Annotated in this window: 14 protein-coding genes; 7 read left to right on the top strand and 7 right to left on the bottom strand. The window is 74.0% G+C overall.

What is annotated here, in order from left to right:
• Positions 1-8: 8 nt before the first annotated feature.
• Positions 9-3,140: a BTAD domain-containing putative transcriptional regulator gene (locus tag WBK50_RS13435; RefSeq protein WP_341335934.1), complete on the bottom strand. Its 3,132-nt coding sequence runs from the start codon at positions 3,138-3,140 to the stop codon at positions 9-11.
• Between the two features lie 93 nt (positions 3,141-3,233).
• Here WBK50_RS13435 and WBK50_RS13440 point away from each other — a divergent pair, with 93 nt between their 5' ends.
• Genes WBK50_RS13440 through WBK50_RS13450 form a run of 3 tightly spaced genes read left to right on the top strand, consistent with a single transcriptional unit; the run spans position 3,234 to position 4,536 of the window.
• A complete protein-coding gene (locus WBK50_RS13440) occupies positions 3,234-3,593 on the top strand; it encodes a cupin domain-containing protein (protein WP_341335935.1) in 360 nt (119 codons plus the stop codon).
• Between the two features lie 5 nt (positions 3,594-3,598).
• On the top strand, positions 3,599-4,171 hold the full coding sequence (locus WBK50_RS13445; protein WP_341335936.1) for a TIGR03086 family metal-binding protein: 573 nt from the start codon (positions 3,599-3,601) through the stop codon (positions 4,169-4,171).
• Positions 4,168-4,536, top strand: a complete 369-nt coding sequence (locus tag WBK50_RS13450) for a nuclear transport factor 2 family protein (protein WP_341335937.1) — start codon at positions 4,168-4,170, stop codon at positions 4,534-4,536. The genes WBK50_RS13445 and WBK50_RS13450 overlap by 4 nt, the downstream gene beginning before the upstream one ends.
• 138 nt (positions 4,537-4,674) lie before the next feature.
• Here the strand turns inward: WBK50_RS13450 and WBK50_RS13455 are convergent, their stop codons facing one another.
• Positions 4,675-5,337, bottom strand: coding sequence for a FadR/GntR family transcriptional regulator (locus tag WBK50_RS13455; RefSeq protein WP_341335938.1), 663 nt, complete (start codon positions 5,335-5,337; stop codon positions 4,675-4,677).
• Between the two features lie 148 nt (positions 5,338-5,485).
• Between WBK50_RS13455 and WBK50_RS13460 the strand changes: the two genes are divergently transcribed.
• From WBK50_RS13460 to WBK50_RS13475, 4 genes are all read left to right on the top strand, one after another.
• Positions 5,486-6,370 carry a fumarylacetoacetate hydrolase family protein gene (locus WBK50_RS13460; protein ID WP_341335939.1) on the top strand — a complete coding sequence of 295 codons (885 nt, stop codon included), beginning with the start codon at positions 5,486-5,488 and terminating at the stop codon, positions 6,368-6,370.
• A gap of 12 nt (positions 6,371-6,382) precedes the next feature.
• Positions 6,383-7,144: an alpha/beta fold hydrolase gene (locus tag WBK50_RS13465; protein WP_341335940.1), complete on the top strand. Its 762-nt coding sequence runs from the start codon at positions 6,383-6,385 to the stop codon at positions 7,142-7,144.
• A gap of 81 nt (positions 7,145-7,225) precedes the next feature.
• Entirely contained in the window at positions 7,226-8,521 is a 1,296-nt protein-coding gene (locus tag WBK50_RS13470; RefSeq protein ID WP_341335941.1) for a metal-dependent hydrolase family protein, read from the top strand.
• Between the two features lie 83 nt (positions 8,522-8,604).
• Positions 8,605-8,958 carry a DUF1636 family protein gene (locus WBK50_RS13475; RefSeq protein ID WP_341335942.1) on the top strand — a complete coding sequence of 118 codons (354 nt, stop codon included), beginning with the start codon at positions 8,605-8,607 and terminating at the stop codon, positions 8,956-8,958.
• Positions 8,959-8,974: 16 nt separating this feature from the next.
• Here the strand turns inward: WBK50_RS13475 and couO are convergent, their stop codons facing one another.
• Genes couO through WBK50_RS13500 form a run of 5 tightly spaced genes read right to left on the bottom strand, consistent with a single transcriptional unit; the run spans position 8,975 to position 15,237 of the window.
• Positions 8,975-9,850, bottom strand: coding sequence for a 4-hydroxyphenyl-beta-ketoacyl-CoA hydrolase (couO, locus tag WBK50_RS13480; RefSeq protein WP_341335943.1), 876 nt, complete (start codon positions 9,848-9,850; stop codon positions 8,975-8,977).
• A gap of 14 nt (positions 9,851-9,864) precedes the next feature.
• Positions 9,865-10,809, bottom strand: a complete 945-nt coding sequence (locus WBK50_RS13485) for a 3-hydroxyacyl-CoA dehydrogenase NAD-binding domain-containing protein (RefSeq protein ID WP_341335944.1) — start codon at positions 10,807-10,809, stop codon at positions 9,865-9,867.
• Positions 10,806-12,788, bottom strand: coding sequence for an acetoacetate--CoA ligase (locus tag WBK50_RS13490; RefSeq protein WP_341335945.1), 1,983 nt, complete (start codon positions 12,786-12,788; stop codon positions 10,806-10,808). Before WBK50_RS13490 ends, WBK50_RS13485 begins: the two co-directional genes overlap by 4 nt.
• Positions 12,785-13,615 carry a crotonase/enoyl-CoA hydratase family protein gene (locus WBK50_RS13495; RefSeq protein ID WP_341335946.1) on the bottom strand — a complete coding sequence of 277 codons (831 nt, stop codon included), beginning with the start codon at positions 13,613-13,615 and terminating at the stop codon, positions 12,785-12,787. The genes WBK50_RS13490 and WBK50_RS13495 overlap by 4 nt, the downstream gene beginning before the upstream one ends.
• Entirely contained in the window at positions 13,612-15,237 is a 1,626-nt protein-coding gene (locus tag WBK50_RS13500; RefSeq protein ID WP_341335947.1) for an acyl-CoA synthetase, read from the bottom strand. The genes WBK50_RS13495 and WBK50_RS13500 overlap by 4 nt, the downstream gene beginning before the upstream one ends.
• Positions 15,238-15,263: the final 26 nt, after the last annotated feature.

A 15,263-nucleotide genomic window follows, 5' to 3' on the forward strand; every position in this document is an offset into this window, starting at 1 on the left:
CGCGAGACCTATCCGTCGTGTTCCGCCAGTTCCGCCAGGCGTGCGGCGGAGGCGACGTGTCCACCGCGGAGCGCGCGTCCGAGTGCGGATGCGGCTCGGTCGCGGGCCGCGGGGTCGCCGCGGGCGGCGAGCAGTTCGGCTTCCGCGAGGCGGGCCTCGTAGTGGCCGAGCGGGGGCCCGACGGCAAGCGCCCGGGCGACGGCGGCCTCGGCGCGCGGTAGCGCTCCGCGCGTGACGTCGACGAGCGCGGCCTGTGCCGCGGCCCAGGAGGCGAACAAGGTCAGCGAGTCGCCCGCCGCCCGGGCGGACGCGGAGAACGCGGCCGCGGCGTCGTCCAGCTCGCCGCGGACGGCGAGGGCGACTCCCCGGGCTCGATGGGCGGTCGCCGTCCATCCGCGGTGGTCGATGTCGTGGGCGACGGCCAGCGCCTCGAGCGCGTCGGTCTCGGCCTCGACCGGCCGACCGAGCGCGGACAGCGCCTCGGACCGGTGCCAGAGGGCATAGGCCCGACCCTCGGGGGCGACGAGGTCTCGGGCGAGGTGGAGCGCGGCCGTCGCCTCGCCGAGCCCGTCGGCCGGCCGCGCGAGGAACACCAGTCCGTGGCCCCGCGTCGAGCGGGGAGTCACCACCCGCAACAGCTCACCGGAGTCGGTGAACAGGTTCGCCACCCGGCCGAACACCTCGACGGCCTCGGTGATCCTGCCGTCGAGGAACGTCGCCATGGCGCGGCCGTCGAGGATCCGGGCGACGCCGGCCGCGTCACCGTGGCGGCGGTGCAGGGCCAGCGCGGCCTCGGCACGCACGCGGGCCCGGTCGGCGCGGTCCAGGTTCATGTCGAGGATGGCGGCGGTCTCCAGGGCCACGGCGCGGGCGACATCGTCCCCGGCGGCCGCGACGAGCGCCAGCTCGGCCAGCTCGGACGCCCGGTGCGGGTCCTGCGCGCCGAACACGAGCATCGCCAGTCGGGCCAGCCGGCGCGACCGGAGCGGACCGGCGTCCGTCGATGCGAGTGCGGACTGCAGGTCGTCCACGGCCGCGGGGGCGCCGTGAGCGGCACCGGCGTCGGCGCGGACCGCGAGCAGATCCGCTCGTATCGGCGGCCGGGGATCGAGCGCGAGACCGGCGTCGGCGAGCGCCACGGCCTCCCGGGTGGCGTGTGCCGCCAGAGCCGAGTCCGCGGCGACGGCGAACGCCGCTGCCGCCTCGGCGGCGTCGCCCGCGTCGCGGTGGTGGCGGGCGATCTCCGACGGGTCGGCCTGCTCGGCGACGAGGGCGCGGGCCAGCAGCCCGTGCAGGCGGCCGCGCTCGCCGGGGTCCAGGCCGGCCGTGACGGTCTCGGCGACGAGGTCGTGCGCGGTGCTCCAGCCGCGTTCGCCGAGACGCACCAGCCCGGCGGCCGCCAGCGCCGACAGCGCCTCGAGGACCGGGCGCGTCAGCAGGCCGGACGCCCGCGCGACCGTCGACGCGGGCGCTTCCCTGGCCAGGAGCGCGAGCAGGGCCAGCACCTCGGCGCGGTTCCCGGTCTGCCGGTCGGCGCGGCGCCGCACGCCCCGGATCTGCCCGGCGCGGCCCAGCTCGGCGGCGAGCGCCAGCGCGTCGGCCGAGCGCGGAGCCCAACCGCCACCCGGCAGCGCGGTGACGGCATCGCGCGCCACCAGCTCGCGCACGAGCTCGGTGACCGCGAACGGTGTGCCGTCCGTGGCGGCGGCGACGGTGGCGGCCAGGTCCGCGTCACCCAGCCACCGCTCGACGGCTCGGGCGGGCAGCGGTCCGAGCAGGACGTCGTCGCCGCTGCGGGTGCCCCGCAGATCCGCCGGTACCCCGGCCGGGAGCTCCTCGGGGCGGAACGCCAGGACCGCGGCGAGGCGGTGGAGCCGGGCCAGCGCCGATCCGAGCAGCAGCAGGCTGCTCGGATCGGCCCACTGCAGGTCGTCGACGACGAGCAGGGCACCGTCCCCGGTGGCCGCCTCGAGGACGCGCAGGCCGCCTGCGAGCAGCAGGGCGCGTCGGCTCTCGCCGTCGAGGACCTCGTGCGCGCCGTCGCCGTCGTCCAGCTCGGGGAGCAGCCCTGCGAGCGCCCTACGGACGCGGGGCGGGAGCCCGTCGACCACGGCGGCGTCGACGGCCAGGGCCTCGCGCAGCACCGATCTGGCCAGGCTCCAGGCCTCCGCGCGCTCGGGCAGGAACGCGCGCGCCGCGAGTACGGGGAGCGAGGCCGCCCGCGTCAGCTCGGCCAGCAGTCGTGACTTTCCGGCCCCCGCCACCCCGGCCAGCGTCAGGACCTCGCGCGCCCCCACGTCCGCGCGCAACCGGGCCAGCTCGTCGTCGCGTCCGACGAAGTCAGGGTCGCCGCCACCGAAGGGGCGCGACATCACGGGAGCCGGTGCCGGTCTCCCCGCGACGGCGATCCGCTCGCCGCGCAGCAGCGCGATCCGCAGCGCGTCGACGGCCGGGGACGGGTCCACCCCGAGCTCCTCGGCCAGCCGGTGCTGCAGCTCCGTCAGCCGGGCCAGCGCGCCGGCCGTGTCACCGGCCGCGGCCAGCGCCTCGGCCAGGACGAGGGCTCCCGACTCGCGCAACGGTTCCGCGGCGACGGCCTCGGCCGCCCAGCCGGCCGAGCGCCTCGGATCGCCGAGGGCGAGCGCGGCCCGGGCGGCGAGCTCGCCCACATCGACCCGGGCCCGGTGCAGCCGCTCCCGCGGCTCGCGGGACCACTCCGCGTAGGTGTCCTCGGGGAGCGGTTCGCCCCACAGCTCCAGAGCGGTGGAGGCGGCGCGCAGCGTGGACCGGTGGCCGACGGCCGTACGGGCGTCGGCGACCGCCACGAGGAACTCCGCGACGTCGACGGTGCAGTCGCCCAACGCGTAGCCGCCGGTGCCGGTGACGATCACCGCGGCGTCGCCCACCGCACGCCGGGCCCGGTTGACCAGCACGCCGAGGTTCGCGGCGGGGTCGGCAGGGAGCCGGTCGGGCCACAACGCGTCGGCGAGCACCTCGTGCGGAACCAGGTCGGGGCGTCGCACGGCGAGGACCCGCAGGAGCATTCGGACCTTGCGGCCGCCGAACGCCGCGGGCGGCACCTCCTCGCCGTCCAGACGGACCTGGAACCGCCCGAGCAGCTGCAGACGCACGCCCGGCATGGCGGCCATCGTCCTCGGCCGCCATCGAACCGCAAGGTCGGATTCCTACCGTCCTCCCCGTCGGCACGAGCACAACCATCCGAGGAGGACGTCATGGACAATCCCTACGAGCAGCAGGACTTCGCCGATCCCACGGAGACGCGCGAGTTCCCGAACGGCCGGCTCGACCTGCTGCGCATCGGCGGCGCGGACATAGGCCGGCTCACCCTGGCGCCGGGCTGGCGGTGGTCCGTCGACGTGAAGCCCGCCGCGGGTACCGAGCTGTGCGAGGCACCGCATTTCCAGTACCACGTCTCCGGGACGTTGCGGATCCGCACTGCCGACGGCGACGAGTTCGACGCCACCCCGGGCCAGGTCACCGCACTGCCGTCCGGCCACGACGCGTGGGTCGTGGGCGACGACCCGGTCGTGGTCGTGGACTGGTGGGGCGCCTCCGACTACGCGAAGGGCTGAGGACCGTGCTCACCACCGTGGACGTCCGGGACCTCTACGCCCGGTGCAGCGGCGGGTTCGTCGAGCGTGTGAACGCCGTCGGCGAGCGCTGGGCCGATCCCTCCCCGCTTCCGGGCTGGGACGTCCGCGCCCTGGTCAACCACGTCGTCAACGAGGAGCGCTGGACGCCGCTGTTGTTCGGCGGCGCGACGATCGACGACGTCGGTGACCGCCTGGACGGCGACCTCCTCGGCGACGACCCGGTCGCCACGGTCGACGAGGCCGCCGCGAGAGCGCTCGGTGCCGTCCGGGCCGAGGGCGCGCTGGAGGGGACCGTGCAGCTGTCGTTCGGAGCCCGTCCCGGCCGCGAGTACGCCGTGCAGGTGGCCGCCGACCATCTCGTGCACACCTGGGACCTCGCCCGCGCCCTCGGCACCGAGGCGACGCTCGACGAGGACGCCGTGACCGCCGTCCTGGCCTGGTTCGACGGCGTCGAGACGCTGTACCGCGAGGCGGGTGTGATCGGCCCGCGCGTCGACGTGGCACCCGGCGCCGGGCCGCAGGCGCAGCTGCTGGGCCGGTTCGGGAGTCAGCCGTGAGCGAGACCCCGAGCGGACCGTCGGCGCAGCACGCGCTCGACGCCGTGGCCCGCTTCCAGAAGGCCTTCGACGCCCAGGACGTCGACGCGATCATGGCCGCGATGACACCCGACTGCGTCTTCGAGGACACCTCTCCGCCGAACGGCACCCGCCTCGTCGGCGCGGACGCCGTACGGGCGGCGTGGACGACGCTGTTCACCGGGTCGCCGGACGGGGTGTTCAGCACCGAGGAGGTGATCGCGGCGGGGGACCGGGTGGTGGCGCGCTGGCGCTACGCGTGGGGTGACGGGCACGTGCGCGGGGTCGACGTCTTCACCGTCCGCGACGGACTGGTCGCCGAGAAGCTCGCCTACGTCAAGGGCTGAACCCCGGGACACGTCCCGTCCGCCCCACCGGGTGGGGCGGACGGGATGCCCGGAACAGGTTCCTGTGACGATCGCGGGCGCGGAGGCCCGCCGCGGCCGGACTCCACACTCCGGGCCTCGTCCGGCGGGGAGCTCGGGTCAGTGCCGCCCGAGGAGGTTGTCCGAGACGTTCTCCAGGTGGGTCCGCATCGCCTCGCCGGCCCCGGCGGGATCGCGGTCGCGCAGCGCGTCGACGATCGCGCTGTGCTCGCCGTGGTAGCAGCGGCGCAGCTCCGGGGTGGACGTCCGGCGCTTCAGCGTGCCCCACACCGGGAGCGCCCGGGCGGTGTTGAGCACGTCGAACATGTTCATGAGCAGCCCGTTGTGCGCGGCCTGGGCGATGGCGCGGTGCAGCCGCGCGTCCCAGGCCTCGAAGCCCTCGAAGTCCTCGCTGCCGCCACCGGCGTCGAGGCACTCGGTGATGCGGTCGAGATCCGCCTGCGTCGCGACCCGGGCGGCGAGGGTGGCGACCTGCGGCTCGAGGAGCAGGCGGACCTGCATGATCTCCGCCGGGCTCGTGTTCGCGGGCGCGCCCTCGACGGGCTGGAGCACCGCCTCGGTGAGGAACGTGCCCCGGCCGACGTGGCGGGTGACCAGCCCGTCGCGCTCGAGCGCCTCCAGTGCGCGGCGGATCGCGCTTCGCGGCGCGGCGAGCTGCTCGACCAGGGCTCGTTCGGTGGGCAGCTTCGAGCCCGGTCCGAAGGCCCCGGCCTGGGCGCCTTCCGCGAGGAGGCTGCGCAGCGACTGTTCCACCGCCATCATGTGACCACAGTAGCCGTAGCGGCGTGACCAATCCAGACCAATCGCCGTTCTGCTGAAACGTGACGTTCACGGCCCTCGACAGGTCGAGATGGGCGGCGTACGTTCACCTCCGGCAGTATTGGTTCCATTGGTTCAGATTGGTGCAGCGATGAAGCTGGTGACCTTCTCCACCGGGTCGGCGCAGCAGGTCGGCGTGGCGGACCCGGACGCGGGCGTCGTCCACGACGTCAGTGCGCTCCTCCCGGCCGGCGCCGGCGTCCTCGAGGTGATCGAGCGCTGGGCCGAGCTCGGTCCGGTGCTCGAGCGCGACGCCGCCGGGCAGCCGCGGCACGCCCTGGACTCCGTCCGCCTGCACGCGCCGATCCCGGTGCCGCGGCGTGACCTCTTCTGCGTCGGCAAGAACTACCGCGAGCACGTCGTGGAGTTCGGCCGCAGCGGCTACGACCAGCCCGACCGCTCCGAGGCCCTGCCGGAGTTCCCGGTCGTGTTCTCCAAGGCGACGACCTCGGTCAACGGGCCGTTCGACGACATCGAGCCGCACACCGACGTCACCTCCGAGCTGGACTACGAGGCCGAGCTCGGGGTGATCATCGGCCGGGGCGGGCGCGGGATCAGCCGCGCGGACGCCTACGACCACGTGTGGGGCTACACGATCATCAACGACTTCACCGCGCGGGACCTGCAGCGCAAGCACAAGCAGTGGCTGATCGGGAAGTCCCTCGACACCCACGCCCCGATGGGGCCCTACGCGGTGTCCGCGGACGAGATCGACGACGTGACGTCGCTGCAGGTGCGGAGCGTCGTCAACGGCGAGCCGCGGCAGTCCGCCCCGGTGAAGGACCTCATCTTCGACATCCCCGAGCTGATCGCGACGCTGTCGGCCGGGATCACCCTGCTGCCCGGGGACCTGATCGCCACCGGCACCCCCGCCGGTGTCGGGATCGGGTTCGACCCGCCGAAGTTCATGGTCAGCGGCGACGTCGTCGAGGTCTCGATCACCGGCCTCGGCGCGCAGCGCAACCGGATCGCCTGAGAAAGGACGCGAATGTACGTCAACGGTAAGGAACTGGCGGTCGAGGTCGAGGGCGAGGGCCCCGCGGTCCTGTTCGTGCACGGCCTCGGCGGCACCTCGAACTTCTACCAGTGTCAAGCCGACGCCCTCGCCGGGAGCCACACCGTGATCCGGGTCGACTCGGCCGGCGCCGGGCGCTCGGCGAACGCCGACGGGATCAGCATCGAGTCCCACGCCGACGACCTGGCCGGGGTGCTCGACGAGCTCGGGATCGACTCGGCCGGGGTGGTGGGCCACTCCATGGGCACCCTCGTCGCGCGCACGTTCGCCGCGAAGTACCCGGACAGGGTGTCCGCGCTCGCCCTGCTCGGCGCGGTCCGCGAACCGGCGGAAGCGGGACGGCAGGCCCAGCGCGACCGGGCCGCCGTGCTGCGGGAGAAGGGAACCGTCGCCGTCGCCCCCGGCGTCGTGGCGAACGCCCTGTCCGAGACCACCCGCCGGGACAAGCCGGAGGTCGCCGCGTTCGTCCGCGAGCTGGTCATGCGGCAGGACGCCGAGGGCTACGCCCGCAACTGCGAGGCGCTCGCCGCCGCGGGCGACCCGGGCCCGGTGGCCCCGGACCTGCCGCTGCTGCTGATCACCGGTGACGAGGACAAGGTGGGCCCGCCCGAGGCCAGCACCGAGCTCGCCGAGGCCCACGGCTCCGCCACCGTCGAGATCGTGCCCGGGATCGGGCACTGGACGGCCCTCGAGGCTGCCCGCCCGGTCACCGACCACCTGCTCAAGTTCTTCTAGATCCAGCACCCGGCTCAACCCAGCATCCGGTGCCGGCCGTCCTCGGCCGGCGCCGGCCCTCAGCGAAGAGGAGTGGCCACCGTGCCCGTGACACCCGAGAAGACCCTGTTCCGCGACGTCAGCATCCTGGACTCCACCGGCGCGGACCCCTACCGCGGGGACGTGCTGGTCGAGAACGACCGGATCGCCGCCGTCGGCGTCGTCGACGCGGCCCGCGCGGAGGGCGCCCGCGTCGTCGAGGGCCGCGGCCGGACCCTGATGTCCGGCCTGTGCGACGCGCACACCCACTTCTCCTGGAACAACTCGGCCGACCTCGACGGCCTGGGCACCATGCCCGTCGAGGAGCACCTGCTGTTCTGTCTGGAGTCCGCGAAGACCTACCTGGACTCCGGCTACACCATGTGCCTCGGCGCCGCCTCGGCGAAGGAGCGCCTCGACGTCGTCTGCCGGGACGCGATCAACGCCGGCCGCATCCCCGGCCCGCGCTACCTCGCCAACGGCCCGGAGATCGCCGTCACCGGCGGCGCGCTGATCAAGTCGATCACCAAGTTCGCCGACGGCCCGGAGGGCATGCGCAAGGCCGTCCGCGAGCTGATCGACATCGGCGTCGACCAGATCAAGCTGTCGATGACGGGCGAGGAGATCACCGGCACCCAGCGGGCAGAGGACACCTACTTCTCCGACGAGGAGACCGCGGCCGCGGTCGCCGAGGCACACCGCCGGGGGAAGCGCGTCTGCGCCCACGCCCGCAGCGCGGAGAGCGTGAAGATGTGCGTCCGGAACAAGGTCGACATCATCTACCACGCCAGCTTCACCGACGCCGAGGGCATGGACATGCTCGAGGCCAACAAGGACTGGGTGTTCGTCGCGCCGGGGATCAACTGGCTCGTCGCGACGCTGTACGAGGCGGAGTCCTTCGGCTTCCCGCAGGAGGCCGCCGAGGCCGTCGGCTACAAGAAGGAGCTCGAGACCGCGATCGAGGGCCTGCGCGAGATGCACCGGCGGGGCGTGAAGATCCTTCCCGGTGGCGACTACGGGTTCGCCTGGACCCCGCACGGCACCTACGCCCGCGACCTGGAGCACTTCGTCGAGCTCCTCGGCTTCACCCCCATGGAGGCGATCATCGCCGCGACCGCCTGGGGCGGGGAGATCATGCTGCGCCCCGACGAGCTCGGGAAGGTCCAGCCCGGCTACCTGGCGGACCTGATCCTGGTCGACGGCGACCCGCTCGCGGACATCACCGTCCTGCAGGACACAGAGAAGATCAACTACATCATGAAGGACGGCAGGTTCCACAAGGAGGCGAGCGACGCCCCGGCCGAGACCCCGGAGAACCCCGGGAACGTCGACCGCAACCGGGCCGCCGCGCACGCCTGATCTCCTCACCCGCCGACCACCGGCCACCCGAACCGCCCGGCACGCTCCGTGCCGGGCGGTTCCCGCCTCCTCGGGAACCGTCGATGACCCTGTTGATCTGCCGCACCTGCCCCCGCTACGACAGCCGCCGCACCGGCGACTTCGGCCGGGCCCTGACGAAGGCGCTCGCCCGGGACGCGCCCGGTGCCGGCATCGCGGTGCGCAACGTGCAGTGTCTCGGTGGCTGCCCCGAGGACGGTGTCGTCGCCGTCGACGGCCCCGGGAAGGCCCGGGTGCGGTTCGTCGGGCTCGACGAGGGCGACGCCGGCGCCGTCGTCGAGGCCGCCGTCGCGCACGACGCCTGCCCCACCGGCGCTCCCGGGGACTGGGAGGTCCCCGCCGGCCTGGCCGGGCGGCTCAGCAGCGTCACCTTCAAACGCCGGCCGCTCCCGGGCTGAGCATCGCCCGCGGCGCTCAGCTCAGGCCGAGCATCCGGACGGCGTTGTCCTTGAGGATCAACGGCCTGACCTCGTCCTTGATCTCGAGCTCCGCGAAGTCGGCGAGCCAGCGATCCGGGGTGATGACCGGGAAGTCCGATCCGAACAGCACCTTGTTCCGGAGCATCGTGTTCGCCGCCTTCACCAGCTGCGGCGGGAAGTACTTGGGGGACCAGCCGGACAGGTCGATGTAGACGTTGGCCTTGTGCGTGGCGATCGAGATGGCCTCGTCCTGCCACGGCACCGAGGGATGCGCCATGACGACGGTCAGGTCGGGGAAGTCCGCGGCGACGTCGTCGAGCAGCATGGGCGCGGAGTAGCGCAGCTTGATGCCGTGCCCGCCGGGCAGGCCGGCGCCGATCCCGGTCTGTCCGGTGTGGAACAGCGCGGGGACGCCCAGCTCGGTCACGGCCTCGTAGAGCGGGTAGAAGGCCGTGTCGTTCGGCTCGAACGCCTGCAGGCTGGGGTGGAACTTGAACCCGCGGACCCCGTGCTCGGTGACGAGCCGCCGCGCGCGGGCCACGGCGGCCTTCCCGGCGTGCGGGTCGACCGAGCCGAAGGGGATCAGCACGTCGGGGAACTCCGCGGCGGCGTCGGCGATCTCCTCGCTGGACAGCGACGGGTGCCCGGTGCCGGCCGGTGCGTCGACGGTGAAGATCACCGCGGCCATGTTCCGGGCGCGGTAGTGCTCGGCGATCGCCGCGACCGTCGGGGTGCGGTCCTGGTCGGCACGGAAGTACTTGGCCGAGGCGTCGAGCAGCTCCCGGTCGAGGGCGAAGCAGCCGTGGCCGTCCTGTTCGACGTGGGTGTGCACGTCGAGGGCGGTGAGCGCGGCGAGGTCGAGGGCAGGCACGAGGGGCTCCAGGGTCAGGGCAGGTCGGGACGCGCGGCCTTGGCCGCGAGCAGCTGGGTGAGGACGGCGTCGCGGTCCGCGACCAGTGCGGCCTGGTCGACGCCGTCGAGCTCGGCGTCGACGCCGGCGACGAGGGTCGTGGACAGCTCGGGCGTGAGGGTGACCCGGCCGAGGTCGCGCCACCACCGCTCGGTGGGCGGGCCGAGGTGTTCGAGGATGTGCGCGAGGCCGCCGGGGCCGCCGGAGAGGTGCTGGTTGGCGAACGGGCCCAGGACGGCCCAGCGCAGCCCGGGGCCGTGGGAGATCGCGGTGTCGATGTCGGCGACGGTCGCGACCCCGCGCTCGACCAGGGAGTACGCCTCCTGCCAGAGCGCCGCCTGCAGCCGGTTGGCGACGTGCCCGGGCAGTTCCTGACGCAGCCGGATCGGGCGCTTCCCGACCGCGGTGTAGAAGGCGACGGCCCGGTCGACGGTCCCGGGGGAGGTCTGCTCCCCGGGGACCACCTCCACCAGCGGGATCAGGTGCGGCGGGTTGAAGGGGTGCCCGATCACCACGCGCTCCGGATGCGCCGGGCAGCCGCGCGCGATCGTGGTGGGCAGCATGCCCGAGGAGCTGCTCGCCAGGATCACGTCGGGCCGGGTGGCCTGGTCGAGGACGGCGAACAGGGCGTGCTTGACGTCCTCGCGTTCCGGCCCGTTCTCCTGGACGAAGTCGGCGTCGGCGACCGCGTCGGCGGGGTCGGCGACGAACCTCAGCCGCTCGGGCGAGGCCCCCTGGGCCAGCCCGAGCCCTTCCAACACCGGCCAGTGGGCGGCGACGTCCGCGCGCAGGCGGACCTCGGCCCCGGGCGCGGGATCGGTGGCGACGACGTCGAGCCCGTGCGCGAGGAAGTGCGCGGCCCAGCTCGCCCCGATCACCCCGGTCCCGACGACCGCGACCCGCCCGATCTCCCCGGTCACGACCGGCTCCGGGCCGCGGCCTGCGCGAGGAAGGCGTCGAGGGAGGTCGGGTCGGCGAGGACGTCGCGGCTGGCGACGTCCTCGACGCGCGCGCCGCGCAGGATCTTCTTCACCGGCAGCTCCAGCTTCTTTCCCGTCCTGTTGCGCGGCACCGCCGGGACCGTCGTGATGCTGTCCGGGACGTGCCGCGGTGACAGCGCCGAGCGCAGTGACCCGGCGATGGCCCGGCGCAGGTCGTCGTCGAGTTCGACCCCGTCGCGCAGCGCCACGTAGAGCAGCAGCTCGCCGTTGCCGCCTGCGGGGTCCTCCAGGTGCACCACCAGCGAGTCCTCGACCTCGGGCAGTTCCTCCACGACGCGGTAGAACTCGGCGGTGCCGAGCCGGACGCCGCCGCGGTTGAGGGTGGCGTCCGAGCGGCCGGCGACGCTGCAGCTCCCGGTGGCGGAGAAGCGGATCCAGTCGCCGTGGCGCCAGATGCCCGGGTACTCCGCGAAGTAGGCCTCGCGGTAGCGGGACCCGTCGCGGTCGCCCCAGAACCCGACCGGCATGGACGGCATGGGCGCGGTGATCACCAGCTCCCCGAGCTCGTCGACGAGCGGGTCGCCCTTCTCGTCGAACGCCTCGGCGGCGACCCCGAGGCAGGGCCCGGAGATCTCCCCGGCCCACACCGGTTGCAGTGGGCCGCCCTGGACGATGCCGGTGCACACGTCGGTCCCGCCGCTGCCCACGTTGAGCAGCACGTCCGCACCGAACTGCTCGCGCACCCAGTGGTAGCCCTCGGCGGGAAGCGGGCTGCCGGCAGCGCCGATCTGCCGGATGCGGGACAGGTCGTGGTCCTTCGCCGGGGTGAGGCCCTGCTTGCGGCAGGCCATCAGGAACCCGGGGCTGGCCCCCATGAGCGTCGCCCCGGTCTGCTCGGCGAGCCGCCACTGCCAGGCCAGGTCCGGGTACATCGGGTTGCCGTCGACCAAGACGACCGAGGCGCCGACGAGCAGCCCGGAGACCAGGGCGTTCCACATCATCCAGGCGGTGGTGGAGAACCAGAGGATCCGGTCCCCGGGGCGCAGGTCCCAGCTCAGGCCGTGGTTCTTGAGGTGCTCGAGCAGGATCCCGCCGTGGCCGTGCACGATCGCCTTCGGCCTGCCCGTGGTGCCGGAGGAGAACAGCACGCACAGCGGGTGCGCGAACGGCACGGCGTCGAACAGGAGCTCGCCGGGCTCGGCGAGCAGCTCGTCCCAGCCCACGGTGTCCGGGAGGTCGTCCGGCCCGTAGGGGACGTGCACGACGCGCTCGACGGTCGGCAGTCCGGCGCGGATCTCGGCGACCTCGGCCCGACGGTCGACATCCTTCGCGCCGTAGCGGTACCCGGAGACGGTGAGCAGCACCCGCGGTTCGACCTGCGCGAAGCGGTCGAGCACCGAGCGCGCGCCGAACTCGGGTGCGCAGCTCGCCCAGACCGCGCCCAGGCCGGCGGTGGCCAGGAACGCGACCACGGTCTCCGGGATGTTCGGCAGGTAGGCGACGACCCGGTCGCCGCGGCCGACGCCGAGCCGCTGCAGCCCCGCCCGGGCGCGGGCGACCTGGTCGCGGAGCTGCGCCCAGGTCAGCTCGACCGGTTCGCGGGTCTGCGAGTACGCGACCACGGCGACCTCGTCGGCGGGCCGGGCGTCGTGGTGGTCGCCGCGGGCGAGGCCGACCGCGTGCTCGGCGTAGTTCAGCGTCGCGCCGGGGAACCACTGCGCGCCGGGCATCTCCCGACCACCGAGCACCCGCTCGGCGGGGGAGTGGGTGCAGACCCCGAAGTACTCCCGGATCGACGACCAGAACCCCTCGAGGTCCTCCACCGACCACCGGTGCAGGCCGGGATACGCGTCGAACCGCAGGCCGCGGTGCTCGTCCAGCCACCGGAGATAGCGGCCGATCTCGGTGGTGTCGCGGACGTCCGCCGCGACCGGGCGGAGCAGCTCGGGGGTGCTCACCGTCCCACCTTCCCGGCGCGCTTGTGCAGGAAGTCCTGCATCCGCTGCTTGGCCTCGTCGCTCGCGGTCGCGACGGCCGCCATCAGCGACTCCATCAGGTAGCCCTCGGCCGGGTTGGCCTCGGCGATCCGGGGCAGCGCCTGGAGCACCGCGAAGTTCGTGACCGGCGAGTTGGAGGCGATCGTGCGGGCCAGCTCCAGCGCCCGCCCGAGCCCCTCGCCCGCACCGACCCGGTAGTGCGAGAGCCCGACGGCGTGGCCCTCGTCGGCGTCGAGGACACGGCCCGTGAGCATCATGTCCGCCATGCGGTGCGCCCCGATCAGCCGCGGCACCCGCACCGAGGCGCCGCCGCCGACGAACAGGCCGCGCTGGCCCTCGGGCAGCGCGTAGAAGGCCGACGGCTCCGCGACGCGGATGTGCGCGGCGGTGGCGAGCTCGAGGCCGCCGCCGATGACCGCGCCTTTCAGCACCGCGACGACGGGGAGCCGCCCGCGCTCGAGGCGCTCGAACGCGCGGTGCCACATCAGCGAGTGCTCCAGGCCCTCGAAGGCGTCCCGTTCGGTGAGCTCGGAGAGATCGAGCCCGGCGGAGAAGTGGTCCCCGTCGGCGTCCAGGACGACCGCCTTCACCCCGCGCGGCGGCGCGCTGAAGAACGCCTCGATGCCCAGCACGGTGGGGTCGTCGAGGGCGTTGCGCTTCGCGGAGCGGCACAGCCGCAGGACCGCGACGTCGCCGTAGGGTTCCACGGTCAGCGAGGGCGGGAGCAGGACCCGGACCTCCTCCTCGGTCGGTCCGGAGCCGGGCTCGCGCTCGTCGGGGCTGGTCATGCTGGTCGTCCGTCCTGTCGGTCGGTCGCCGGGCCCGGGTCGGCCGCGAGGGCGGCAGGCACGGCGTCCCGGAGTTCGGTGGCGGCGCGGTCGCGCAGCTCGACCCGCCGGATCTTGCCGGTGGCGTTGCGGGGCAGCTCGGGCACGAACACCAGGTGCTTGGGCACCTTGTAGCGGGCGAGCCGGGCCTCCAGATGGGCGCGCAGGCCGGCCTCGTCGAGGGTGGCGCCGGGGCGGAGGACGACGTAGCCGACGCCGACCTCGCCCCAGCGCTCGTCCGCGACACCGACGACGGCGCAGGTCTCGACCTCGGCGAGCTGGACGACGACGGCCTCGACCTCGGCGGGGTAGACGTTCTCGCCACCCGAGATGATCAAATCTTTGACCCGGTCGACGACGTGGGTCCAGCCGTCCTCCTCGACGCGCACCACGTCCCCGGTGCGGAACCAGTCCCCGGCGATGAAGCTCGCCGCGGTCTCCTCGGGGCGGTTCCAGTACCCGGGGAAGACGTGCGGACCGCGCACGAGCAGTTCCGCGGGCGCATCGCCGAGCGGTCCGGGCTGCTCGTCCCGCAGCGCGGCGACGTCGGTGAAGAAGTGCGGCACCCCGGCCGAGACCGGGTGCTCGACGGTGCCGTCGTGCGTGCCCATCGTGACGCCGGGGGACGCCTCGGTCATCCCGTAGCCCTGCACCAGCCGGACGCCCCGGGCGAGCCAGGCCTTCGCGACCCGTTCCTGCACCGGCGAGCCGCCGTAGATCACGCAGGTCAGCGAGGTGAGGTCGGTGGTGTCCCAGGTGGGGTGCTCGCACATCATCTGCAGCATCGTCGGCACCGCGGAGAAGCTGGTGATCGCGGCGTCGGCGATCCGCGCGAGGATCGCGCCGGGATCGAACTTCGCGACCGGCTCCACACTGCCGCCCTTGAACAGCGTCGGCAGGGTGATCTGCCCGAGGCCGACGCAGTGGAACAGCGGCGAGATGCACAACGCCCGGTCGGTGCTCAGCACGTCGACGTGGGCGAGCTGGTTGACGGTGTTCCAGGTCAGGTTGCCGTGGGTGAGCGTGGCCGCCTTCGGCCGGCCGGTCGTGCCCGAGGTGTAGAGCAGCAGGCACGGGTCCTCGAGGGACACCGCGGCCTCCGGGGCCGGCCCGGCGGCGGCGATCTCCGCCTCGAGGTCCCGTCCGCGCGCGGGACACGAGGACGGCCGGGTCGCGAGCACGTGCTCGACGCCGGAGGGCAGCGGCGCGGCCGCCGCGACCAGCGCGTCGCTGTCCGGGCTGTGCACCAGCACGCGGGCCCCGCTGTCCTCGAGCATGTACCGGATCTCGGGCCCGGAGAGCCGGTGGTTCAGCGGCACGAAGATCGCGCCGAGCAGCCCCGTGGCGAACAGCGTCTCGAACACGGTGATGTCGTTGACGCCGAGGTAGGCGACCCGGTCGCCGCGCCGCACGCCGAGGCGGGCCAGCGCTCCCGCGAGGCGTTCGGTGCGGTCGGCGAGCTCGGCGTAGGTCAGGCTCCGGTCGGCCTGGGTCAGCGCGGTCCGCCCGGGGGAGATCCGGGCCCGGCGGGCGGGCCAGCTGCCCAGCCCGATATCGGAACCGGCGAGGGTGGAGACGTTCATCGCGGACCCTTCGAGAAGCGCGGGAC

The organism is Pseudonocardia sp. T1-2H (assembly GCF_038039215.1).
Classification (GTDB): Bacteria; Actinomycetota; Actinomycetes; order Mycobacteriales; family Pseudonocardiaceae; genus Pseudonocardia.

Coding starts and splice junctions, on each gene's coding strand:
- WBK50_RS13435 (WP_341335934.1), bottom strand. CDS start 3,140: ATGCCGGGCGTGCGTCTGCAGCTGCTCGGGCGGTTCCAGGTCCGTCTG.
- WBK50_RS13440 (WP_341335935.1), top strand. CDS start 3,234: ATGGACAATCCCTACGAGCAGCAGGACTTCGCCGATCCCACGGAGACG.
- WBK50_RS13455 (WP_341335938.1), bottom strand. CDS start 5,337: ATGATGGCGGTGGAACAGTCGCTGCGCAGCCTCCTCGCGGAAGGCGCC.
- WBK50_RS13460 (WP_341335939.1), top strand. CDS start 5,486: ATGAAGCTGGTGACCTTCTCCACCGGGTCGGCGCAGCAGGTCGGCGTG.
- WBK50_RS13465 (WP_341335940.1), top strand. CDS start 6,383: ATGTACGTCAACGGTAAGGAACTGGCGGTCGAGGTCGAGGGCGAGGGC.
- WBK50_RS13475 (WP_341335942.1), top strand. CDS start 8,605: ATGACCCTGTTGATCTGCCGCACCTGCCCCCGCTACGACAGCCGCCGC.
- WBK50_RS13495 (WP_341335946.1), bottom strand. CDS start 13,615: ATGACCAGCCCCGACGAGCGCGAGCCCGGCTCCGGACCGACCGAGGAG.
- WBK50_RS13500 (WP_341335947.1), bottom strand. CDS start 15,237: ATGAACGTCTCCACCCTCGCCGGTTCCGATATCGGGCTGGGCAGCTGG.